Raw genomic sequence first — 23,021 nt, forward strand, 5'->3', positions numbered from 1 at the left:
CAGCCGGCGCGAGCGTAGTTGCATGCATCATAAAGTTCTCTCATCACATGCGCTCAGGGTTGAACCTTGGCTGCCCTCCGTACATGATTTCTTTTGTTCACGAACAAGATCATGATGAAAAGGGGAGCATTCATGAACAAGCGAACTGGGTTCAAGGCGGCCATCGCGACGGTGGGCCTCGTCCTCGCCGCGGCCACTCCCGCGCTGGCGACCACCGTCAATGTCGCTGGGGGCACGTGGAGCTACAGCTCGGGCGCCAACACGGCGTGGTCGAACTACAAGCACTCGGCGAACTACCACGCTTCCTCGGTGTCGATCGGCGGCCAGCTTTCCAGGAGCGGCTGCACGTCGCCGGGCTCCTGGTCCCTGGCCTCGGGGTCCAAGAACGGCGGCAGCATCAACTACTACTACGACCCGAGCTGCTAGTTCTTCTGGTCGAAACCTGAGTTATGGCAATCGTGAGTGGCGCCGCTCCAACATGCCTAGCTCAAGTCAGCTGTGAGGGCGAGTACCTCTCGCCCTCACAGCTGCTCTTTCAGAGCTTGAGCCTATTCGGACGCGTGCTCCCCGAGCGCCCTCAACCTAGGTAACCGATGCTGCACCGAGGTATACGATTCGTCCACGCCGCCATTTTGGCCTTCTCCGTGGTACTGGGGTTTCTGTTCCTGCGGGGGCTGGATGAGGGCACGGTTCTGGGAAACTCGGCTCTGGTTACTGTGCTCGACTCGGACGATTCGGTGAGCGCTGCTCAAGCCGTCCGACTTGTCGAGTCGTTCGCGACCGAGCACGGGGTCGCAGTAGGTCGCGAAGTGCCCGATTTGAAGAACCCCGACGGGCGTCGGCATCTGTACTTGGCCCCGGGCAGCGCCGACTCGATGACGGCGTCATGGCTACACAAGGGCTATCCGGCGTTCAGCAAGAAATATGAAACGCGCGTACATCCGACATCGGAGATCGGATATCAGGATCCGCGCGGCTCGTACTACGTGTTCGGATCGTCTGAGGCAGCCGATGCCCTGGTGGCCGATTTCAATGACCTCGGCATGGTCGCAAGCGTCACGCACCCTCTGTCGTACGACGAGTTGTCCAGAACATACACGGACGACCCCTTGTTCCGGGCCTTCTGCGTAGTCGCCCTCGCTGCGCTGACGATGACCGGCGCGAGCGTACTGCTCAATGTGAAAACATATGCAGTCCTTCGGATGCAGGGGATGTCGTTCACGGGCATCCTCCTCCGTGACCTGCGGCAGCTGACAGTGTCCTGGCTGGCAGCGATCGGCATCGTGGTGACTGCCACGCTGGGCTTCCTCGGCCTCTACAACGGCTTCGCCTGGTTGGGGCTGTTCACCTCGGTGGCTGCTGTGATCGCCATCCTGCTCGTCGTCCTGGTCCTGGCCACCCATGCGGCCGTGCTCGCCCTGACTTACAAGGTCGACGTGCTGCCTGCCCTCAAGGGCGAACTGCCTTCACGGGCGGCATCCATCAGCGTGTACCTGGTGCGTATCCCCGCTCTGCTGCTCGCCCTCAGCATTGCCGCGAATGTCAGCTTCGCGGCCAGGGATGTGCTTACACGCCAGGAGAACCGAGAAATCTACGACACTGTCGGCGATGCGGTCTCGATTCGTCTCAATGGTGCATTTGCCATGCAAATTGACCAGTTGGATAAGCGGGTGGGGCCGTGGCTACGTCAGGCCGACGAACGCGGTGAGGTCATTGTTTCCGGGCGCAGAGATCTTCAGGTGTCCACCCCCGAAGCACATCTGCCGGCCGGTGAGATACTCATCGTCAACGACACCTATCTCGACGAACAGTCGGTTATCGACCTGACTGGCCGACGTTATTCTGCGACTTCCCGGAACGGCAAGAAGCCGAACCCGAGTCCGGTCAGGGTCATCGTTCCTGAATCTCTCACCTCGCACGCACCGGACATCACCAAAGCGGCTTCTCAGATAATTGACCCACATCTCAGCCGGAATGTCCCGCTCGAAACACTCACGAGCAAGACGGGACAACGCGTTTTCGGTTACAACACCGGAATCAACGTTTACAACGCGGCACACAGTGCGGACGAGGATAGATCCCTGGTGCGCGACCCGGTCCTTGTCATCGTCCCCAATGGATCGTTCCTCACGAACGACGCCTATGCAACATTCGCCACTCAGGGGGGCATAGTATTTCCTGACCCCAACGATGCACTGAATGGCATCAAGGCGCAAAAACTGCAAAACTATGTGAGTTCCGTGAGCCCGGTCGGACAGAAAGCCGCATTGGACCTCAGGGAAGCATCGAATAAATTTCGACTGCAGATATTCAACCTCATCGTCGCCATGATAGTGCTTCTTGTCGCAGGTGCAGGTGTGTGCATTATTTACTCGCGAAAGAATGCACAAAGTATCTTCGTGCAGCACATTAGCGGCTGGAGGTATGTTGCTACCCATCGCTTCATACTTGCCGTAGAGGTGGCAATTGCAATTATTTTTGCCAGCAGAATTCCTTTCGAGGCGTGGCAGCAGAATCATGAATTGAATAAGCTCGCTGCGGCCGGTGCGCCTGCCACCTTCGAAGCTATTCACATTACCGCATTGGATATCTGCGTCATCACTGGTCTTGTCGTCTTTGAACTCGTAGCCGTCCTCCTCGCCCTTGCCTTCTTCCACCGTCGCATCATAAAAGAAGGAGCGGCCGAGGGATGATCCCCTCAAGTATGGAATTCCCCATCAGTCGGAGTGCGTTGTGATCGATATAAAGAATCTATCGAAATCCTTCGGAGCCCGGACCGTCTGGCGCGATATCAGCTTCACCGTTAACAGCGGTGAGATGCTGGCCCTCGTCGGCCCAAGCGGATCGGGTAAGTCAACTCTCCTCAACTGCCTCGGGCTGCTTGAGCGGCCGGACAAGGGGGAAATCCGTTATGAAGGGAAAGACATCACCCGTTTCGGGCGGCGCGATATCCGTCGGTACCGCCGCGATACCCTCGGTTACCTGTTTCAGCACTACGCCTTGATCGAGACTGCGACTGTGCGAGAGAATCTGGAAGTAGTCGCCAAGCTGCGGCGGTCGTCGCAGCGGCGCGCCGGCACGGCTGTAGCTGAAGTACTTGACCGCGTCGGTCTGGTCGGGCGGGAGGGGGAGAGGATCTCCCACCTCAGCGGAGGGGAACAGCAGCGCGTGGCTCTGGCCCGCCTTATGATCCAGCAGCCGACCGTGGTTCTCGCAGACGAGCCGACCGGTGCTCTCGACGATGTCAACAGCACGATGGTCATCGGCGTTCTTCGCGAGATGAGTAAGGCCGGATGTGCAGTCGTCATCGCGACCCACGACGACAGTGTCCGTGACCGATGTGATGCCGTGTTCGCGGTGCACGGCTCATCTCTCGTCGGTTCGCCATGAAACGCGCGTTTTGTCCTGGCGGGGGCGTTTGTAACTGGCGCGATGTCAGCGGGTTGGGGCGGATTGGCTTCGTCGGTGACAACCGACTCCATCGGTAGGTCTGTTCTGACTCCACTTGACGGGAAAGGACACCCCGGGCAGCAGGCCGGCACGCATCTCCAAGCCGCCTTCGACCTGCGCGCCCCGGCTTTGAGCGGGGTCTGGGCGATGGACTCGATCGGACTGGCCGCTGCCCTGTTCGACGTGGGCGAGCCCGAGCGCGCCGCCGCGGGGCGCCAGGCCCTGCAGAGCACGTCGCCCGCTACTGCACTTCAGCGGTGGACGAGTTCCGCGCGGCGGGTCAGCGAGCTGGTCGCACGCACCCCGCAGACCACCAGGCCGCGGCCTGATCCCCCCACCAGGGTGTGACCATCAGCCACTGGTGCGGTCGGCCAGCATGCGTTGTAAGCATTGTCGATCATGCTGATTGCATAGCTCCTGCCCGCCTCGACCGGCGTCGAGGGCGATGCGAGATGCGCGCAAGCCTCGCCCCTGGGACATTGGCAGCCAGGAGGACGCAAAAGACAACACCGTTGCGTTTGCGTCTAGAGTCGCAGGTCAAGCCCTGGGGAATGGCGCAACGGGACGTCCTGATAGATCAGCTTGTGTCGAGCAAGAAGATCATCGGGAGTCCCGTTGCAGGAGAAGTCTGTCATCACGCGTACGGTCGAGGCGGCCGGGGGTGTGTACGCGCCGGGTCACTTGGGCGAGTTGACCCAGATCGTGGACTTCGTGCTGGTGGACGCGGTGATTGAGGAGACCGGGTCACGGGAGAGGCGACTGCGGCTGCTGCCGTCCCGGGTCGTGGTCTACTTCGTCCTCGCGCTGGCTCTGTTCGAGGACTGTTCCTATCGGGGTGTGTGGGGCAAGCTGACGGCGGGGCTGGAGGGACTGCCGTTGGTGCGTCCGGCGGTCTCCTCGCTGTCCAGGGCCCGGCGGCGGATAGGGGCGGCGCCGCTGCGGCGGCTGTTCGAGGTTCTCGCCGGACCCGTCGCCCATCTCGGGCAGGCCGGTTCGTTCTATCGAGGGCTTCGGACCGTGGCCGTGGACGGCACCTTGCTGCACGTACCGGATGAGGAGGCGCTCACCTGGCGCTATCCCAAACGAGCGGGCGAGAGTGTGGAGTTCGGCTACCCGCTGCTGCGACTCGTGGTCCTGGTCGAGTGCGGCACCCGTGCCGTGCTGGCCGCTGCGTTCGGCCCCGAGAGTGACGGCGAACTCACCTATGCAGGACGCCTGCTGAGCATGCTGGACCGCACGATGCTCCTGCTGGCCGATGCCGGCTTCGATGCGAACGAGTTCGTCCGGGACGTCCAGGCCACCGACGCCCAGTTCCTGGTGCGCTCCTCCGCCCGCCGGATACCCACCCCCTTCCGGCACCTGGGTGACGGCTCCTACCTGGCCCGGATCGGCTACGGTGTCCTGCCCGTCCTGCTGACCGTCCGCGTCATCGAGGCGTCCGTCACCGTGACCCTGGCCGATGGCACCGTCCGCACCGAGCAATGGCGCCTGCTCACCAGCCTCCTCGACCCGGCCGCCCACCCAGCCGCCGGGCTCGTGGATCTCTACCACGAGCGGTGGCAGTCGGAGACGACGTATTTCTCGATCAAGGCCACCATGCTGGACGGCCGTGTCCTGCGCTCCCGCAGCCTGACCGGCCTCGACCAGGAGGTATACGCCCTGCTCACCACCTACCAGGCACTGATCCGCGCCGCCGCCGACACCGCCTGCACCCGGCCCGGCCTGGACATGGACCGCATCAGCTTCACCGTCCTGCAGACCACCGCCGCCGACACCGTCACCACCGCGACCGCAATCCTGCCCCCGGCGGGTCCCGCCGAGCTCATCGGCCCCATCGGCCGGGCCGTCCTCGACGCTCTTCACCCCGCCCGCCACCGACACCGCGTCAAGGCCCGCACCCGCAAGAACCCCACCAGCAAGTACGGACCGAACGCCGGACAACACCCCACGACCAGCCAGCACTACACCGTCCACACCACCGTCACGTTCTTCGAACACGGGCTTGCGAACCGCTCACGGAGGTAAACGCAACGGTGTTGACGCAAAAGACCATGGATGATCTTCGAATCGGCGCCATAGGACTTGGACTGCGCCGAAGCCTCGCCGAGACCGCGCACCGTGCGCCCGGACACGGCCGTCACCGCGCTGGCTGACCTCGACGAGAACGCTGCGTGTGCCCGCGGTAAGCAGTACGTCGGAGGTCATGCCGACACCTCCCGGACGTCGTTGCCTCGGATCTCGCAGCGTCTTCACCCGGCCACTGACAGTGGCTCTGCGAGATCGACTCCGCCGTGCGCCTCCGCCGCGCGCTGCGGAGCGGCCGTGAAGGGAGCCACACTGGTGGTGTCGGCATTCGTTGGTCGAAGGGTGGTCGGGTCGGTGGCGAACAACCGCAGCATGGCCCGGCGCCGCCTCCTGGGGTCCGGTTCGGCCCGCGCCCGCCGGGGCGGGGGCGGCGGTCCCCGGGCGGCTGTCGCGCGGCGGCCCACCCGGGACCATCTGGCCTGGCTGAACGAGTCCGGCACCTGTATCGGAACCACCTTGGACCTGCAGCAGACGGCCCGGGAGTTCGCGGAATTCACCGTCCCGGACCTCGCCGACGGCGCGGCCGTCGACCTGCTGGAGTCGGTGCTCGGTGGCGAGGAGGGCGAGCGGTGGATGGGCCCGGACCTGCCCGCCCTGCGGGCCATGGCCGTGGCGATGATCGACGACCTGGCGAACCTGGAACCGGATCCTGTCGGGGAGATCACCAGCACCGACGCCCTCCTGGCGATGCAGTGCATCATGACGCGCAAGCCCATCCTGTTGGGCAGGGTCCGGCCGGAGGAGTTCGTACGGATCGCTCCCAGCAAGCGCGCCGCAGCCCAGCTCCGCAAGGCCGGCGTGCACAGTTACATGGTGGTGCCGCTGGTCGCCCGCGGGGTGCTGCTGGGGGCCGCCGATTTCCTCCGCGCCGGGGGGCGCCCTCCGTTCACCCGTACGGACCTAGCACTGGCTGTCGAGCTCGCGTCCAAGGCGGCCGTCTTCGTCGACAACGCCCGTCTGTACGGCCGGGAACGCGAGCACGTGGTCTCCTTGCAGCGCAGCCTGCTGCCCCGCGGGGTGCCGCACACACCGGGCCTGGAGGTGTCCACCTGCTACGCGCCGACCGCGGACCCCGGCGGGGTGGGCGGCGACTGGTTCGACGTGGTCGCGCTGCCCGGCGGCCGTACCGCCCTGCTCGTCGGCGACGTCATGGCGCACGGCCTGCCCGCCGCCGCGACGATGGGACGGCTGCGTACCGTGGCGCGTGCCCTCATTGCGTCGCTGGACATGGCTCCCGAGCGGATGCTGGCCCGGCTCGACATGATCGCTCGCGACCTCGAGGAGGACCAGGTCGCCACCTGCCTGTGCGCCGTGCACGACCCGGCCGACGGCAGCTACACCCTGGCCCGGGCCGGACACCTGCCCCCGCTGCTGATGGGCGCGGACGGTACCGCCGAGTACGTGGACGTGCCCGCCGGGGCACCACTGGGAGCGGGGATCGTCCCCTACGACCCGATCCGGCTGACCGTGCCGGCCGGCAGCCGTCTGATCCTGTTCACCGATGGTCTGGTCAAGAACCGAACCGACGACCTCGACACCCAGCTGGAGCGTCTGTTGCTCTCCGTGACCGGCATGGGGCCCGGCACGCTGGACGCCCAGACCCTGTGCGCCGCCGGCCCGGAGCCGCACAACCGCCTCGACGAGGCGGTCGTCGTCATCGCATCGACCCGGGCGCCCTCCCCGGACACGGACGTACACGTGTGGCAGCTGCCGGGCGACGGCACGGCGGCCGGCATCGCGCGCGAGCTGGTCCGCGAACGGCTGAGTCACTGGCAGCTGACGGAGGTGACCGACGTGACCGAACTTGTGGTCAGCGAGCTGGTCGGCAACGCGCTGCGCTACGGCGGGGGCCCCGGGCAACTGCGGCTGCTGCGGCACGACCGCCTGGCGGTGGAGGTGTCCGACACCGGCCCCGACCTGCCACAGATCCAGCACACCGACCTCAGCGACGAGGGCGGCCGTGGCCTGCAGCTGGTCAACATGCTGTGTCGCCGTTGGGGCGCGTGCCGTATCCCGGGCGGCAAGCTCGTCTGGGCGGAGCAGGACATCCCCGACACCTGAGCGCTGCGGAGCGGTCAGATTCCTGCTGCCGGCGGCCGTGTCGGACGACAGCCGCTGGGCAAGATGGATCGGGACGACCGGCAGCAGCACGAGGACGGCGGCGGCGACGTTCACCACAGGTGCCTGCGCCCGGTAGGGGCGGGTGAGTCCTCCGCCGCACCGAGGTCGGTCAGTCTGTCGTCGGCGGCCGCGGCCTGTGCCGCCGCACTGATGGCACTGCTCCCGCTGCGAGCCGATACCGCTGCCACGCCTGGCCCCCCGGCGCACGCACCGCCCCGCCCGGCCGGACGTCCAGGTTGTGATCGCAGACGGTGGGCTATGTTGAGCGGAGTGGGACGAGAAGGAGGCACGCCGGTGCCATCAAGGCAGCAGGCTCGCGCACGGGCGTCTGCGATCACGCCGGGGCCGCACGCACCGGACGGGGAGGCGGCGCCCACGGACCGGGTGCTGGCGCTCTTCGACGGTCACCGTCTCTCCCCCGGGCAGCGGCGTATCGCCCAGTACATCGTCGATCACCTCACCGAGGCCGCCTTCCTGTCGATCACCGACCTCGCCGAGCGGGTCGGGGTGAGCCAGCCGTCGGTGACGCGGTTCGCGGCCTCGCTCGGGTTCAGCGGGTTCCCCGCCCTGCGGGAGGCGCTGCAGCCCATCGCGCTCAGCTCGGTGGCCGGTTCGCCCGAGACCCGCGAGGAGATCCGCCGTAACGAGCTCCAGGCGGCCGTCGACGCCGAGATCGAGAATCTGGAGAGTCTGCGCCGCACGCTCGCCGACCCCAACCACATCCTCGGCATCGGGCGTGACCTGGCCCAGTCGCTGCCCCTGACGGTGCTGGGGCTGCGGATCTCGGTCTCGCTCGCCGAGTACTTCGCGTACGCCGCCCGGCGCATCCACCCCGATGTGCGGCTGGTGACCCGCGGGGGCAGCGTTGCCTACGACGCGCTGCTGCAGTCGCGGGAGGCCGGCGGGACCTGGGTGGTCGCGTTCGGCATGCCGCGGCATGCGAACGAGACCCTGGCGGCGATGCAGGCCGCCCGCAGCACGGGGCTGCGCGTCGCGCTGATCACCGATCTGACCCTGGGCGCGCTCGTGGACGAGGCCGATGTGGCGCTCACAGCGGGCACGGGCTCCCGTCTTGTGTTCGACTCGTACTCGGCACCCGGTGTGCTGTCCGCAGCCGTTCTCCAGGCCATGGCCGACGCCGATCCCGTACGTACGCAAGTGCGGCTGGAGAAATACGAGCAGGTCGCGGAGCAGCACGACTTCTTCCTCGAGGACTGATCAGGGTCTGGTCTTCGGAGGCGTCGGGCCCCGCGCAGGTACCCGCCGACGGGGCCCCACCGTGCTGTCTGTGGTGCCGCTCACGGAAAACGCCCCGGCATTCGACGGAGAGTATGAATTTTTTCATACCCTTGCGTACTCGACGGTATATATGTTTACTGCGTGTGGCTGCCCAATGCCGCAGGAGGCGCTGGCCGCCCCCACCCCCCTCACCGACGAAAAGCCGACGGTCCGTCCCATGCAATCGATGCCTTCACCCGCCATGCGCGGCGCACATCGCAGGATTCAGCAGAGGCCGGTACGCCGCCCGGCTCCCGCCGCGAAGGCTCTCGCAGGTACTCCACCCCGGCTCAACCCCGGCCGGGCCCTTGCCGCCCCGGCACCGGCACAGGCCTCGGCACAGGCCTCGGCGGAGACCCGGTCGGGCAACCCGGCGGGAAAGCGACGGGTGGCCGTCATTTCGGCGCCCGCGCACAGGCTTCACGTGTCCGCCGTCAGGCGTCACGCCGCCGCCTGCCTCAGTGCGTGGCGGCTGACCGAGGACGACCAGCACTGGAGCCTGCTGATCGTCGGTGAACTGGCGGGAAACGCCGCGGTGCACGGGCGCGCCGACATGACGGTGAGCCTTGGTCTGTCCGCAACGGACCTGAGCATCCAGGTCACCGACTATGGAGATCCGCCGTGCCCCGAGGAGCGCCCGCCCGCGTCCCCCGACGGCGAGTGCGGCCGCGGCCTCGGCATCGTCTGCTCTCTCGCACTGTCGCTCGACAGTACGACGACCGTCGATGCCACCCATGTCCGCGCGGTCTACCGCATCGAGCGCACACCGGCGGTGCGGACCGCCAGACCGACCACATGACCGGACACCCCACAGCGGCGCCCTCCTCCTCACGCCGCTCACGGGTGTTCCGTACGGGCACTCCGCTTTCCCCGGCGGACGCCCATGGCGGCCCTGGTCTACCCCTGGGCCAGGGCCGCCCGTAATCCCGACATCAACCTCCCGGAGCGACAACGATGTCCCCGACCCTCTCCTCGATCAGCCCCGACTGGCCCTGCCAGGTCAAGACCGCCGGCAGCCCGGACTGGGAACGCTCGGCGGCCCGATGGCTGCGTGACCTCCTGCCGGCCCGCTACGCCGGTTACTCGACGCTCACCCGCCACCACGTACTCCTGGCCCGCCATGTCCAGATCCAGATCGAGCACGAGGCCCGCGCCGTGCGCACCGCGTTGCAGACCTGCCGGGCGGAACTGCCCGCCTTCGGCGTCTCCGAGGCGGTCATCGAGAACACCATCAAGCTGTACGCCGTCGAGCTGGAGCAGCTCAGCCGCCTCGCCCGCGGTGTCCGCCTCATCTCCGAGGCGCTCCAGGCCGGCGCCGGCGTCGGCGCCCGAAGCCCCCGCCGGCGCGGATTGGCGGGTTGAGAAGCTGTTGTCACTGGGCGCGCTGGGCCTTGACGATCTTCGGGAAGGTCTTCTGCCCGGCCGCCTTCTTGCTGATCGCGTACCGCTCGGCCCGTTCACCGGGCTTCACGTCGTCGAACCCCAGCACGACGGAGTCGACGGTCTTGCCGGCGGAGTCGGCGAAGTCGACCCGCACCGAGTAGAACGCGCTCCTGTCCGTACTGTTCGTCACGCTGACCAGCGCGGCACGCAGCCCGTCGGTGCGTTCGGTGGGGACGCCGCCCTGCGACACGTCGTCCATGGCGTTGCCCTCGTCGGGCACGTCGCGCAGGGCCGCCGACGCGGAGGCCTGGACCCGGGCGGTCTCCGCGGACACCGACTCGTCGAGGTCCTCTCGGCTGGGCGGGCTCGCGGACTCCGTCGCGCCGGTGGACGGGCTGGCGGAGCCGGAGGCGCCGGGTTCGGACGGGCTGGGTTCGGACGGGCCGGGTTCGGATGTGCTGGGCGAGGCCGAGGGGGTACTGGCGCGGCCGCTGCCGCTGGTGTCGGCGCCGCACCCACTCAGCGTCCCGATCAGCAGCGCTGCCAGCAGGGCCGGGACGACGGTGTGCGCGGTACGGGAAGGGTTGTTCACGGCGTCTCCGGTGCTCGGGGCGGCTCGGGGTGGGCGGTGGGTCTCCCAGGTGGTGTTACCACTCCCCACACGGAGGAGACCACGCACCGCTTCGTTTCCTCCGCACGGGGGCGCAGTCGGCGCGGTCGGCGTTACGGTCGAAGTATGTGCCGCAGCATCAAGACCCTCCGTCCGCCCGCCATCCCCGAAGAGGCCACCGACGACGAGATCGGCGCGGCGGCCCTGCAGTACGTACGCAAGGTCTCCGGTTTCCGGGCCCCGGCCGCGCACAACCGGGACGTGTTCGACCAGGCCGTCGCCGAGGTCGCCGAGGCCACCAGGAAGCTGCTCGACGGGATCGAGGTCCGCGGGGCGGTGAAGCAGAGCAGCCGCGCCTGAGGCGGGCGCAGGACGGTCAGCCCGCTAGTGCCACTCCCCGGCAAGCTTTGCCCCGTCGGGCCGCCCAGCACGCACGCTCGCCGCGTTGGCCAAAAGCCGTGGTAGCTCCTTCCCCAAGCTCTCAACTTCGTTCGAGCAGGGGAGACCCCATCCAAGGACTTCCGGCCGCCTTGCGATCGCACGCACTGGACGACGCTCCTTATGGGGCAAACATTGCCGGTCGCGGCACTAGAGGCCGGCCGGGGCCGGGGCAGCCGGGGCGGCGGCAGTGGGCGCCGGGGCCGGGCGGCGTACGAACAGGGCCGCCAGGGAGCCCGCCGCGAACAGGGCGAGCACCGACACCGCCGCGCCCAGCCACGTCGCGCCCAGCCACTGCGCGCCGAAGTAGCCGAGGCCCACGCTGTAGCACGCCCACGCCACACCGGCCAGGGCCGACCACGGCAGGAACTCCTGCACCTTCCGGTGTGCGGCTCCCGCGCCCAGGGACACGACGGAGCGCCCGGCGGGAGCGAAGCGGGCGATGACGACGAGGATGCCGCCGCCGCGGCTGAGTGCCGTGCCGAGACGTTCCTGCGCGGTGGTCAGGCGGCGCGAGCGGGCGATGGCGCGGTCCAGTCGTTCGCCGCCGCGCCAGGCCAGGCGGTACGCCACCAGGTCACCCAGAACGGACGCGGTGGTCGCGCACACCAGCAGCGCGAGGATGTCGGGCACCTGTTGCGCGACCTGGCCGGCGCCGGCGGCTGTGCTGGAACCGGCGGCCGCCGCTGTGGCCGCGGTGATCACCAGCACACCGCTGGGCAGCACCGGCAGGAAGACGTCCAGGACGACGGACAGCGCGACGACCGCGTAGATCCATGGGCTCCCGGTCAGGGCCCCCACACTTTCCAGCAACGTGACTCCCCGATTCGTGAACAACGCCGCGACGTCGCAGGGGAGCGGCAGGGGCGGCTGTACAGCCATACAGCGTACGCCCGCCCAAATGGGGGAGATCGGGCAGGGGCGCGTGGGGGACTTCAAGGACTCTCAGAGCGTCGTGCGGTCCCCGGCCGGGGGGCCGATCAGGGGCATCGTCGTACGTACGCCCACACCCACGGCCGTCACCGCTGCCGCCACCCGCAGTGCGGCGCGCGCCACCGCGTCGGCGTCGGTCAGCGTCACCGAGTCCACTCCCGGCCTGGCACCGGCCGCGGTCACCCAGTGCACGCCCTCCGTCGGCACGCCGAACGCGAACCTCTGTGCGTGCACCCGCCCTTGACGGTCTATCAGGTGATACGGACGGCGGGTGACGTCGAGGCCGCCCGTCTCGTACCCGTCGACGGTGTGCGGACGGCACTGGCCGGTCTTCAGCAGCCGTGCCAGCAACTCGTCTGACGTACGCCGCAGATCGGGCTCCGGCAGCCGAGCCTCGACCAGCGCGTCGGCCGCGACGGCCGAGCCCGGCACGTCGGGGGAGAAGGCGACGAACCTTCCGCCCTCCGTCGTCACGGTCGCCCGGGGGCCGATCACATCGAGTACGCCCGCCTCGATCAAGGCGGTCATCTCCTCGATTCTGCGGCGCGGCGGCCCGATCGAGAGGAACGCGTTGAGCGGCGTGTACCAGCGGTCGAGATGGTCGCGGCGCGAGGCACCCGGCAGGCCGGCGTGGTCCACGATCTGCCGCAGTTCGTTGCGGAGGTCGCGCAGTACATCGAGCGCGGCCTTGAGCGGGCCCGCGACGTTGCCGAGCGCGGCGTGCGCGGCGTCCTGCCGCAGGTGGTCCAGCAGCCAGGCGCGGTGGTCGGCCGGGTCGCGGAAGGTGCGTCCGGTGTACGGGCGCGCGGTCAGGTCCCAGCACCAGCGCTCGCCGTGCGGGACACCGAAATCGGCCAGTACTTCGGCCTCCTGCGCGCTGCGGTGGGGGGTGGCGAGGAAGCGGGAGCGGAAGGCGGCGGGGTGGTGTGCGGCGGGGCCGAGCAGGGCCTCGTAGTAGACCGTCTCCACCTCCTTGGCGACCAGGGGCCATATCTCGCCGAGGAAGTCCGGCGGATCGCCCGTGTCGGCGCGGGCGCGGAGCGCCGCGATCACCGGCGGGGTGAGGAGGAGCGGCTCGTGCCTGCCGTACGGGCCCTTCGCGTTGTCGCCGCGCGCCTGGTGGGGTACGCCGCGCCGCGACCCGGCGTACAGGCGCGGCTCGCGGCCGGACGGGCGGTAGACGAGGCCGGTGCGGTGGGGTGAGCGGGTGTCCCGGGTGTAGGTGCCGCCGCGTCCCGAGGTCAGCAGGGCCATGTGGTCGAAGAAGTTGAGGCCGAGGCCGCGGAGGATCACGGGTTCGCCGGGCCCGAGGGCGGAGAGGGCAGGGCCGAGGTCGGCCGGGTTGGCGGGCGGCAGGTGACGGAGGCCGTGCTGGGCGGCGTACGCGGAGAGGTGTGTGTCCGACGGCGCGGGATGGGACGGGAGGTGACCCTGGGTGAGGATGACGGCACCGAGGCGGGTGAGGGTTTCGCCGTTGTCGAGGGTGAGGGTCTGGGTGGAGTCGGGTGCGTCCTGGAGACGGACGGCGCGGGCGGCGTGCACGCGAACGGTGACGGACCGCGGCGCGTCGCGCACCACGTGCTGGAAGACCCACTCCAGGTAGCGGCCGTAGCAGGCGCGGGTGGGGTAGTCGTCGGGGCCGAGCCCGGTGTCGGCGGGGGCTGTTCCGGGCGCGCCGGAGGCGGCCCATTCGTACAGGCTCGGGCCGGGGCGTATCGGGCCTTCACAGGCGACGCTGGCGTCGGTGAACAGGGTGACCTGTGAGGCGACCGTGTTCATGAGGAGTTCGGCGGACTGGCCGGTCCGCCAGACCTGGCCGGCGCCGGGCGGTGCGGGGTCGACGACGTGCACCGTCAGCGGGGTCTGCGGCGCGAGCGCGGGCACGGAGGCGCAGAGCCGTTCGAGCGCACTGGTGCCGCGGGGGCCGGCGCCCACGAGGGCGAGGGCTTGGTGCACTGCGGACAAGACGGTGACTCCCGGGGCGTGCGGGGCGTGCGCGGGAAGCGGAGGGTCCGCATCATCATGCCGGGGGAGTGCGGGAAGTCGTAGCCCTGGCAGGGAGCTCCCGCCCCGCTGTGGGAAGGATCACGCGGGGCGGGGGCGCGGGTGGGGGAGCGTGGGTGGTGGGGGCTCTGGCCCGGGTGCCGGTCCTCAAGCGCCGGGCGGGCTGTTGGTGGCGGTGGATGCGCGGGTGGATGTGCGGTGTGCGTGCGGGGCTTGGGCGGTGCGGGGCTCTGCCCTGGCCCGGGTCCTCAAACGCCGGACGGGCTGGATTTGGTCGGCGTGGGTGGTGCATGTGCGGGTGGGTGGTGGGGCTCGGGGGTGGTGTGGGCTGCCCCGGGGCCCGGTTCTCAAGCGCTGGCCGCCTGGTGGGGTTGGTGGGCGTCAAGCGCCGGAAACGCTGGGGTAGGTGGCCTCAGGCGTCGGGTGGGGTGGGTGTCGGGTCGGAGGGGTGGGTCAGGTTGCTGGTCAGGACCGGGGTCAGGCGCCGTACACCGTTGGGGCGGAGCCTGGCCTGCTCCAGGCGCAGCGTCGCCGCGCGGCCCCGCAGCGTCAGCGTCATCAGCTGGTTGCCGAACCACGGGCCCGACGTCTTGCGCCAGCCGACCCCCGGCTCGGAGAGCCGCCCGTGCCGGGCCAGGAAGCGCCCGAGGCGCCGCCCCGCCCTGCTCCACCCGAAGCGGAACCCGAGCTTTATCGAGCGGGGGATGCTGTTGTGAACCGGGGAGCACGTCAGTTGGAGCACCCGGGCCGACGGGGCGGCCACTCCGTCGTGCCACTCCGCCTCGGCGACGTACGCGTGATGGACGTCGCCCGACAGCACGCACACTGTCGCCGGTGCGTCCGGTCCCGACCCCGCCTCCGCGATCAGGTCCGTGAGCCGGTCGAAGGACGCCGGGAACGCCGCCCAGTGCTCCAGATCGGAGCGCCGGCGCAGGTCCTCGCCGAAACGTGCCCACCGCGCGCCCCGTTCACCCCGGCTCAGCGCCGCGTTCCAGCCCTCGGCGTCGTGGATGAGGTGCGGCAGCAGCCAGGGCAGTGAGGTGCCGATGAGGAGGTGGTCGTACGACGCCGGGTCCTCCAGCGCCTGGTCGCGCACCCAGTGGGCCTCCGCCTCGTCGAGCATCGCGCGGTTCTGCTCGCCCAGGACGCGGGCCGCGCGGGTGTCGACCATCAGCACCCGCACCCGCCCGAAGTCCCGCCGGTAGCTCCAGCGCACACTCGACGGGTCGGCGTCGGCGCGGGCCGTGAACTCCCGCAGCCGGTCCGTCCCGTCCGGGGTCGCCCGTACGGCGGCGTACAGCTCGTTGTCGGCGAGCTCGGCGGGGGTCAGGTTGCCGAGGTGCTGGTAGACCCAGTACGACATCAGGCCGCTGAGGATCCGCTCCCGCCACCACGGGGTGGCGCGCATCTCCGCCAGCCAGGACTCGCTGGTGTTCCAGTCGTCGATGACGTCGTGGTCGTCGAAGATCATGCAGGTCGGCACGGTGGACAGCAGCCAGCGCACCTCGGGGTCCAGCCAGGACTCGTAGTAGAGCCGGGTGTACTCCTCGTAGTCCGCGACCTCGGCGTGCGGCGGCTCGCTCAGGTCGCGACGGCCCGCCAGCCAGCGCCGGGTCGCCTCCGACGTCTCGTCGGCGTACACCTGGTCGCCCAGCAGGAGCAGTACGTCCGGGCGCGGCGCGCTCGGATCGGCGGCCAGGGACGTGGCGAGCGCGTCCAGCGCGTCGGGGCCGACCGGGTCCTTCTCGCCCTCCGGCGGCGACGCCCAGCGACACGAACCGAAGGAGATCCGCACTTCCTCCTGCTGCCCGGCGGTCCCGGCGGTCCCGGCGGTCCCGGCGACCGCCGGCGTGCGGATGGTGCTCGGCGGGAAGCGGGAGGCTTCCGGCGGCCAGACCCGGCGCCCGTCGAGCAGTACCTCGTACGCCGTCTCGGAGCCGGGACGCAGCCCGGTCACCGCGATCAGCGCGTAGTGATGCCCGGCGATCTGGAACGTCCGGGACATACCGCCCGCGTCGCTCTCCTCGCACCGCACCTCCGCAGTGCAGGGCCGGTCCGTCTCGACCCAGACGGTTGCGGCGTCACCGCGCTCGCGGTCGACGTTGCGCAGCAGTGGTCCCAGGCGCAGCCCGGCCATGTGTGCCCTCCTCTGTCGCGCCCCTGATGGGCACGGCCGTACCGTACGGGGTCTGGCCCCGTACGGTACGGAACGACTGAGCGGGGCGTCGTGGTTCCTGCCTCGGCAGTTGTTCGGCAGGTGCTCTCAGGAGGTGCTCAGCAGTTGTTGAGGATGCCCTGGAGGGCGCTCTTCTCCGTGGAGTCCACGGTGAGGCTGTAGTGGTGCTTCACATCCACCCACATGCGGGCGTATGTGCAGCGGTACGAGGTAAGCGGCGGCAGCCACTCGCCCGGGTCCTGGTCGCTCTTGGACTGGTTGACGTTGTCGGTGACGGCGATCAGCTGCGGCTGGCCCAGGTCGTTGGCGAACACCTGGCGCTGGGATGTCGTCCAGCTGCTCGCGCCGGACCGCCAGGCCTCGGCCAGCGGGACCATGTGGTCGATGTCGACGTCGGAGGCGGCGCTCCAGGTGGCGCCGTCGTACTCGGAGAACCAGTTGCCGCTGACAGCGGCGCAGGAGGAGTCCTGCTGGACGTTGGTGCCGTCGCGCTTGAGGACGACCTCGCGGGTGTTGCAGGCGCCGGACTGGGTGGACCAGTGCGGGAACTTGTCGCGGCTGTAGCCGGTGGACGAGCCCTCGGTGCGCTCCGTGAGCTGGCCGAGGTACGTGCGGGCGGTCGCAGCGCTCACCGGGGTGGGCGGGGCGGCCTGGGCGGTGGGGGCGGTGAGCAGGACGCTCGTGCCGACGAGAGCGGTGGATGCGGCGAGGACGGCTATTCGACGCGCGTAGACACCTGACATGCGAACTCCCTGTGATGTGGAGGCCTGGCCGGATTGCCCGTCGAGGGTCGGGGGCCCGGCCATCGTGGCGGCGCCAGGTTGCCTGGGGATGGGCGCCAGGTAACAGGGTGGCGACATGAGCACGTCACATCAAGGGCTCTGACAGGCCGACACGGATCCTCCACCGATGTGGAGTTGACGGGGCCGCTTGGACGGGACCAAGGTCCCTTTTGGGGGGGCGGGGCGGGTCGCGTAGGGTGTCCGGAGCAGAAGGGGAGTAGCTCTTCGCCGGACCGTCGACATACTGCTGAGCACGCCTCAGCCGGCGCCCGGAGGCGGATGGAAGCCGTGACACGGCTCACGTCCGCCAGCGAGACCTTCGGCCGCAGTGTTGTTGTCTTTTTACGACGCTGCCGTGCCGAAGCGACCCCTGATTCGCGTGATTCACGCAGGTCTCTCGGTGCGGACAGCCCGACCGATTGAGGAAACCCACCCCGTGATCAGTTTCACCATCATGGCGATCACCTTCGGCACCGTCTTCCTGGCCGAACTCCCGGACAAAACAGCCCTGGCCGGCCTCATGCTCGGCACTCGCTACCGCGCCTCGTACGTCTTCGCGGGGGTCGCGGCGGCCTTCGCCGTGCATGTGGCGCTCGCCATCGCGGCGGGCAGCGTGCTGACGCTGCTGCCGCACCGGCTGGTGCAAGCGGTGGTCGGCGTCCTGTTCCTGGCGGGGGCGCTGGTGCTGCTCTTCAAGAAGAGCGAGGACGAGGAGGAGGTCAAGGAGCCTGCCGACCAGTCCTTCTGGAAGGTCTCGGGGGCCGGGTTCATGCTCATCCTGGTCGCGGAGTTCGGTGACCTCACGCAGATCATGACCGCGACGCTGGCTGCCCGTTACGACAACCCGGTGTCCGTCGGTCTCGGGGCGGTGCTGGCCCTGTGGGCGGTGGCCGGGATCGGCATCGTGGGCGGCCGGACGCTGATGAAGTACGTGCCGCTGAGCCTGATCACGAAGGTTGCGGCGGCGTTGATGCTGGCGCTGGCGGGGTTCAGCTTGTTCGAGGCGGCCACTGGTTGACGGGGGGCGCGGTGCGCGGGGCCGGGGAGCGCGGGGCCGGGGAGCGCGGGGCTCCGCCCCGGACCCCGGTCCCCCTCGAACGCCGGACTCGCTGAGTCTGGTCCGGCGGGCGGCGGGCGGCCGGGCGGTTGCGGGGCGTGCGGTGGCGCGGTGTCGGGTTGGTGCGGGGCGCTGCCCCGGGCCTGGTCCTCAAGCGCCGGACGGGCTGGGTGTGGTCCGGTGGGTGGGTGAGGTGCGGGGTGCTGGGTGTGACGCCGGGGGTGGGGGGTGCGGGGCGTCGCGTTGGTGCGGGCGCTGTCCCGGGCCGTGGTTCTCAGCGCCGGACGGGCTGGATGTGGTCCGGTGGGCGGGTGAGGTGCGGGGTGCTGGGTGTGACGCCGGGGCCGGGGAGGGCCGGGGGTCAGGGGGTAATGTGCAGGCGGAGGGTGCCGTCGGGGAGGGGCTCCACGCGGATCCGGGTCAGGTCGTGCACGTGGACCGTCGGGGCGTGAGCGGCCGCGCGGGGGCCCACGCCCACCACGCGGATGCCGGCCGCCTTGCCCGCCGCGATGCCCGCCCCCGAGTCCTCGAATACGACGCAGTCGGCCGGGGCGTGGCCCAGTTCCGCAGCGCCCTTCAGGAAGCCCTCGGGGTCCGGCTTGCTCGCGCCCACGCTCTCGGCGGTGACCCGCGTCCGAGGCATCGGCAGGGCGGCCGCCGTCATGCGGGCCTGCGCCAGCGCCGCGTCGGCCGACGTCACCAGCGCGTGCGGAAGGCGCGCCAGCGCGGCCATGAACGCCGGGGCGCCGCCGACCGGTACCACGCCCGCCACATCGGCGGTCTCCTGGGCGAGGAGTTCGCGGTTGTCCGCGTAGTTCTGCTCGACTGGGCGGTCCGGCAGCAGGACGGCCATGGTGGCGTAGCCCTGCCTGCCGTGTACGACCTTCAGCGCCTCTTCAGGGTCCAGGCCGTGCGCCAGTGCCCAGCGGCGCCAGACGCGCTCGACGACGGCGTCGGAATTGACGAGCTGCCGTCCATGTCCAGGAGAAGTGCGCGGGCGTTCAAAACCGTGGTGGCGGCCGGCATCGGCGTACTCCAGAGCGCGGGAGAAAGAGCGAAGCGGCCCCGCCCGCCGGTCAGAGAGTACGGGCGGAGCCACTTTGTTCCACCACGATACAAAAAGAGCGGGCCCGGCGCCACCCCGCTCCCGGGTCAAGTCAGCGTGAGGGCCGCCGCCGCGGTGGGCGGTGAAGGGCTGGGCCGTCGCGGTTCGCGCACGCCCCACGGCGGCGGGCCCCCGCCCGGACCGTCCCAGCGGCCGGCGCCGCGGCGACGGAGCAACCGCTGGATCAGCAGGAGGGGCAGGAGCGGGAGGGCCGGCAGCAGCAGCCACGTCTTGGTCATCCTGCTGATGTGCGGCTGCTCCGCCGCCCGTGGCACGAACGCCATAGTCCGTCAAGGCTGTTGTGTCTCCGCCTCCAGCGCCGCGCGCGTGTTCGGTCCGTACACCCCCTCGGGGTCGCCCTCGATGGACTTGTACGACTGGTAGACGGATACGGCCTGCTCCACGCGGTCGTTGAACTGGCCGTGCTCCGGGCCGTTGTAGAGCCAGACCTGCTTCAGCCTGCCCTGCAGTTCCGCTACCTCCGGCCCCCTGTCACCCCTGCTCAGCGTGGTGACGGCCGCCCCCTCCGGCGCAGCCTCGACCGTGCCGGTGGCCTGGGCCGTCGACGGGGTCGCCGACGGGCTCGGGGCGGCCGGCTTCGGCAGGGCGGATGAGGCGGACGGACTCGGTGACGCGGCGGCGGACCGGGAGACCGAGGCGGACGGCGACACAGCGACCGACGCGGACGCCGAGGGGAACTTCGAAGCCGACGCGGACGGCGGCGGCGAGACGGCGGCGGACCGTGACGCGGAGGGTGCGGGGCTCTCGCTCGCGCTCGGCGCGCTGGTCACGGTGTCCGGCAACGCGCGCTCGTACTCGTCCGGCGCCGCGAACAGACCGCCCGCGAACGCCCCCGTGCCCACCACCGCCGCGGCCACCGCCCCTACGGCGAGCCACCGGCCCAGGCCGGGCTTGCGTCGCCTCTCGCCGGGGACGGTGTCGGTGTCGGGTTCCGGCACGGGTGCAGGCAGCGGTACGGGTGCGTACACCGGCGCGGGCCAGTGCCCGGCCCCGCCCGCAGGCGGCGGCCCGTCCCCCGCGCCGGGCAACGCCATCGGCACCACCAGCGGCACCGTCTCCCGCGAGCCCGTACCGCCGTCGCGCCCGTCGCCCGCCGCCTCCGAACCGGCGCCCGCCGCCTCCGACGGACCCCGCAGGGTGACGTACGGACGTATGCGCAGCGGGTGGAAGTCCGCCGCCTCCGCGATCTCGGCCGAGCGCTCCGCCCGCAGCGCCGCAGCCGCCCGCTCAGCGCACCCGCAGCCGGGTCTGCCGTCGTCGGACGCGGCACCCCGGTCCGTACCGCACTCAGGACATGTGTGTCCGTTCACCGTGGGTCCCCTCCCTCGAACTGCCAGCGATTATGCAGACCCGCCGACCGCTTTCCCACTGCGGACCCCCGGCTCGGCAGGCCATATCCGCCCGGAACGACCAGGATGGAAGATGCAGTTCCCTCAGCAGTTCGCGAGGAGTGGTCCATGGCTCAGCTATCGGGCGGCGCCCCAGCCGCGGCCCCGGACGCAGGCCCCGGTGCGGGCGGGCCGACTGCGAGCCGGCGGACCGTTCTCGTAGCCATCGGGGCGCTGCTGCTCGGCATGCTGCTCGCCGCGCTCGACCAGACCATCGTCTCGACCGCCCTGCCCACGATCGTCAGCGAACTCGGTGGCCTCGACCACCTGTCGTGGGTGGTGACGGCGTACATCCTGGCCGCGACGGCCGCCACGCCCCTGTGGGGCAAACTCGGTGACCAGTACGGCCGCAAGAAGCTGTTCCAGGCCGCGATCGTCATCTTCCTCATCGGCTCGGCGCTGTGCGGCATCGCACAGAACATGCCGCAGCTCATCGGCTTCCGCGCGCTCCAGGGACTGGGCGGCGGCGGGCTGATGGTGCTGTCCATGGCAATCGTCGGCGACCTCGTGTCACCACGCGAACGCGGAAAGTACCAGGGCCTGTTCGGTGCGGTCTTCGGCGCGACGAGCGTCCTCGGGCCGCTCCTCGGCGGGCTCTTCACCGAGCACCTGAGCTGGCGCTGGGTCTTCTACATCAACCTCCCCATCGGGGTCGTCGCGCTCGTCGTGATCGCCGCCGTACTGCACATCCCGGCCCGCTCCGCCCGCCACACCATCGACTACCTCGGCACCGCCCTCATCGCCTCGGTCGCCGTCTGCCTGGTCCTCGTCGCCTCCCTCGGCGGCACCACCTGGGCGTGGGGCTCGACGCAGATCATCGCGCTGGCGGTGCTCGGAGCCGTACTGCTCGTCTGGTTCGTCTCCGTGGAGCGCAAGGCCGTCGAGCCCGTCCTGCCGCTGAAACTCTTCAGGATCAGGACGTTCACGCTCGTCGCCGTCATCAGCTTCGTCGTCGGCTTCGCGATGTTCGGCGCGATGACGTACCTGCCGACGTTCCTCCAGGTCGTCCAGGGCGTCACACCGACCATGTCCGGCGTGCACATGCTGCCGATGGTGGTCGGCCTGCTGATCACCTCGACCGTCTCCGGCCAGATCGTCAGCCGCACCGGCCGCTGGAAGGTCTTCCCCATCGCCGGGACGGGCATCACCGCCCTGGGCCTGCTCCTCCTGCACCAGCTCACGGTCACCACCGGCACCTGGGAAATGAGCGCCTTCTTCTTCGTCTTCGGGGCCGGACTCGGCCTCGTCATGCAGGTTCTGGTGCTCGTCGTCCAGAACGCCGTGAGCTATGCGGACCTGGGCGTCGCCACCTCGGGCGCGACCTTCTTCCGCTCCATCGGCGCGTCGTTCGGCGTCGCGATCTTCGGCACCCTCTTCACCAACCTGCTGTCCGGCAAGCTCGACACGGCCCTGACCGGACAGCAACTGCCACCCGGCACCGGCCCCGACCAGATCGCCGCCGACCCGCGCGACATCGCACTGCTGCCGCCCGAGCTGCGCCCCTCGGTGATCGATGCGTACTCCACCTCGATCACCGACGTCTTCCTGTACGCCGCCCCGGTCGTACTCATCGCCTTCACAATCGCCTGGTTCCTCAAGGAGGACACCCTGCGCGGTTCGGTACGGGCGCCGGACGCGGGACAGACGTACGCCTCCAACCCGGTCGAACGCTCCAGTCACGACGAATGCGCCCGCGCCCTGTCCCTGCTCGCCACCCGGAACGGCCGCCGCCGGATCTACGAACGGATCACGGCGAAGGCGGGCTACGACCTGCTGCCCGCCGCCAGCTGGCTGCTGCTGCGCATCAAACGCGCGGGCGCCGTCGAACCGGCCCGGCTCGCCGACACGACGCCCATACCGCTGCGGGTGATCACCGGCGCGTCCCGCCAGGTGGAGGAGCGCGGGCTCGCCCGCCGCGAGGGCCTGCAACTGTTGCTGACCGACAAGGGCGCGGTGGTCGCGGCGAAGCTGGCCGTGGCGCGGGAGGAGTCCCTGGCGCAGCTGCTGGGCGACTGGTGGGGGCCGGACCGGCCGACCGACCTGATCAAGCTGGTCGAGGAGCTGAGCGCCGACGTCAGCGGCTCCGACGAGGACCGCCCGTACAGCCCTGGCCCCAAGGGGGACCACGCCATGTCAACTACTCGGCCGTAAACGACCGAGCTTGCTGTCTCGGTTCGATACGGCTTCGCT

19 protein-coding genes and 2 pseudogenes are annotated in these 23,021 nt (G+C 69.8%); 12 read left to right on the top strand and 9 right to left on the bottom strand.

The window, feature by feature from the left end:
* Positions 1-132 precede the first annotated feature (132 nt).
* The 6 genes from ACU6WZ_RS20735 (at position 133) to ACU6WZ_RS20760 (ending at position 7,596) form a co-directional block, all read left to right on the top strand.
* Positions 133-426 (top strand): lactococcin 972 family bacteriocin, encoded by a 294-nt coding sequence (locus ACU6WZ_RS20735; RefSeq protein ID WP_447029598.1) that lies wholly within the window; start codon positions 133-135, stop codon positions 424-426.
* Between the two features lie 167 nt (positions 427-593).
* Entirely contained in the window at positions 594-2,693 is a 2,100-nt protein-coding gene (locus ACU6WZ_RS20740; RefSeq protein WP_447029600.1) for a bacteriocin-associated integral membrane family protein, read from the top strand.
* A gap of 40 nt (positions 2,694-2,733) precedes the next feature.
* Positions 2,734-3,390, top strand: a complete 657-nt coding sequence (locus tag ACU6WZ_RS20745) for an ABC transporter ATP-binding protein (protein WP_447029601.1) — start codon at positions 2,734-2,736, stop codon at positions 3,388-3,390.
* 207 nt (positions 3,391-3,597) lie between these two features.
* A complete protein-coding gene (locus ACU6WZ_RS20750) occupies positions 3,598-3,798 on the top strand; it encodes a hypothetical protein (protein ID WP_447029602.1) in 201 nt (66 codons plus the stop codon).
* A 267-nt stretch (positions 3,799-4,065) separates the two neighbouring features.
* Complete coding sequence (locus ACU6WZ_RS20755) at positions 4,066-5,475, top strand: IS4 family transposase (RefSeq protein ID WP_447029603.1); 1,410 nt, start codon at positions 4,066-4,068, stop codon at positions 5,473-5,475.
* Positions 5,476-5,847: 372 nt separating this feature from the next.
* Positions 5,848-7,596, top strand: a complete 1,749-nt coding sequence (locus tag ACU6WZ_RS20760; RefSeq protein WP_447034166.1) for an ATP-binding SpoIIE family protein phosphatase — start codon at positions 5,848-5,850, stop codon at positions 7,594-7,596.
* A gap of 21 nt (positions 7,597-7,617) precedes the next feature.
* On the opposite strand, the pseudogene ACU6WZ_RS20765 reads toward ACU6WZ_RS20760, so the two are convergent.
* Positions 7,618-7,743, bottom strand: a pseudogene (locus ACU6WZ_RS20765) (ABC transporter permease); the annotation flags it as partial.
* Between the two features lie 207 nt (positions 7,744-7,950).
* Here ACU6WZ_RS20765 and ACU6WZ_RS20770 point away from each other — a divergent pair.
* The 3 genes from ACU6WZ_RS20770 to ACU6WZ_RS20780 all read left to right on the top strand — a co-directional run bounded on the left by ACU6WZ_RS20770 (position 7,951) and on the right by ACU6WZ_RS20780 (position 10,296).
* Complete coding sequence (locus ACU6WZ_RS20770; protein ID WP_447029605.1) at positions 7,951-8,874, top strand: MurR/RpiR family transcriptional regulator; 924 nt, start codon at positions 7,951-7,953, stop codon at positions 8,872-8,874.
* A gap of 484 nt (positions 8,875-9,358) precedes the next feature.
* A complete protein-coding gene (locus ACU6WZ_RS20775; protein ID WP_447029606.1) occupies positions 9,359-9,733 on the top strand; it encodes an ATP-binding protein in 375 nt (124 codons plus the stop codon).
* A 155-nt stretch (positions 9,734-9,888) separates the two neighbouring features.
* A complete protein-coding gene (locus ACU6WZ_RS20780; protein WP_447029608.1) occupies positions 9,889-10,296 on the top strand; it encodes a hypothetical protein in 408 nt (135 codons plus the stop codon).
* A gap of 10 nt (positions 10,297-10,306) precedes the next feature.
* Here ACU6WZ_RS20780 and ACU6WZ_RS20785 read toward each other — a convergent pair whose 3' ends face one another.
* Positions 10,307-10,909 carry a hypothetical protein gene (locus ACU6WZ_RS20785; RefSeq protein ID WP_447029609.1) on the bottom strand — a complete coding sequence of 201 codons (603 nt, stop codon included), beginning with the start codon at positions 10,907-10,909 and terminating at the stop codon, positions 10,307-10,309.
* A gap of 144 nt (positions 10,910-11,053) precedes the next feature.
* Between ACU6WZ_RS20785 and ACU6WZ_RS20790 the strand changes: the two genes are divergently transcribed.
* Positions 11,054-11,287 (top strand): DUF2277 domain-containing protein, encoded by a 234-nt coding sequence (locus ACU6WZ_RS20790; RefSeq protein ID WP_447029610.1) that lies wholly within the window; start codon positions 11,054-11,056, stop codon positions 11,285-11,287.
* Positions 11,288-11,515: 228 nt separating this feature from the next.
* On the opposite strand, the gene ACU6WZ_RS20795 is transcribed toward ACU6WZ_RS20790, so the two are convergent.
* The 4 genes from ACU6WZ_RS20795 to ACU6WZ_RS20810 form a co-directional block, all read right to left on the bottom strand.
* On the bottom strand, positions 11,516-12,178 hold the full coding sequence (locus tag ACU6WZ_RS20795; protein ID WP_447029611.1) for a DedA family protein: 663 nt from the start codon (positions 12,176-12,178) through the stop codon (positions 11,516-11,518).
* 132 nt (positions 12,179-12,310) lie between these two features.
* The gene (locus tag ACU6WZ_RS20800; protein ID WP_447029612.1) at positions 12,311-14,263 is read right to left on the bottom strand and encodes an FAD/NAD(P)-binding protein; all 1,953 of its coding nucleotides are present in this window, start codon (positions 14,261-14,263) and stop codon (positions 12,311-12,313) included.
* Positions 14,264-14,714: 451 nt separating this feature from the next.
* On the bottom strand, positions 14,715-16,439 hold the full coding sequence (locus ACU6WZ_RS20805) for an alkaline phosphatase D family protein (RefSeq protein ID WP_447029613.1): 1,725 nt from the start codon (positions 16,437-16,439) through the stop codon (positions 14,715-14,717).
* 137 nt (positions 16,440-16,576) lie between these two features.
* Complete coding sequence (locus ACU6WZ_RS20810; protein WP_447029615.1) at positions 16,577-17,221, bottom strand: HNH endonuclease family protein; 645 nt, start codon at positions 17,219-17,221, stop codon at positions 16,577-16,579.
* Positions 17,222-17,696: 475 nt separating this feature from the next.
* Here ACU6WZ_RS20810 and ACU6WZ_RS20815 point away from each other — a divergent pair, with 475 nt between their 5' ends.
* Positions 17,697-18,278: a TMEM165/GDT1 family protein gene (locus tag ACU6WZ_RS20815; protein WP_447029616.1), complete on the top strand. Its 582-nt coding sequence runs from the start codon at positions 17,697-17,699 to the stop codon at positions 18,276-18,278.
* 400 nt (positions 18,279-18,678) lie between these two features.
* Here ACU6WZ_RS20815 and ACU6WZ_RS20820 read toward each other — a convergent pair.
* The 3 genes and pseudogenes from ACU6WZ_RS20820 to ACU6WZ_RS20830 all read right to left on the bottom strand — a co-directional run bounded on the left by ACU6WZ_RS20820 (position 18,679) and on the right by ACU6WZ_RS20830 (position 20,753).
* Positions 18,679-19,343, bottom strand: a pseudogene (locus ACU6WZ_RS20820) (HAD-IA family hydrolase).
* A gap of 126 nt (positions 19,344-19,469) precedes the next feature.
* Positions 19,470-19,706: a hypothetical protein gene (locus ACU6WZ_RS20825; protein ID WP_447029617.1), complete on the bottom strand. Its 237-nt coding sequence runs from the start codon at positions 19,704-19,706 to the stop codon at positions 19,470-19,472.
* A 6-nt stretch (positions 19,707-19,712) separates the two neighbouring features.
* The gene (locus ACU6WZ_RS20830) at positions 19,713-20,753 is read right to left on the bottom strand and encodes a peptidoglycan-binding domain-containing protein (RefSeq protein ID WP_447029618.1); all 1,041 of its coding nucleotides are present in this window, start codon (positions 20,751-20,753) and stop codon (positions 19,713-19,715) included.
* 147 nt (positions 20,754-20,900) lie between these two features.
* On the opposite strand from ACU6WZ_RS20830, the gene ACU6WZ_RS20835 reads away from it, so the two are divergent.
* Positions 20,901-22,982: an MDR family MFS transporter gene (locus ACU6WZ_RS20835; protein WP_447029619.1), complete on the top strand. Its 2,082-nt coding sequence runs from the start codon at positions 20,901-20,903 to the stop codon at positions 22,980-22,982.
* The last annotated feature ends 39 nt before the right edge of the window (positions 22,983-23,021 follow it).

It is taken from the genome of Streptomyces hypolithicus (genome assembly GCF_052934925.1).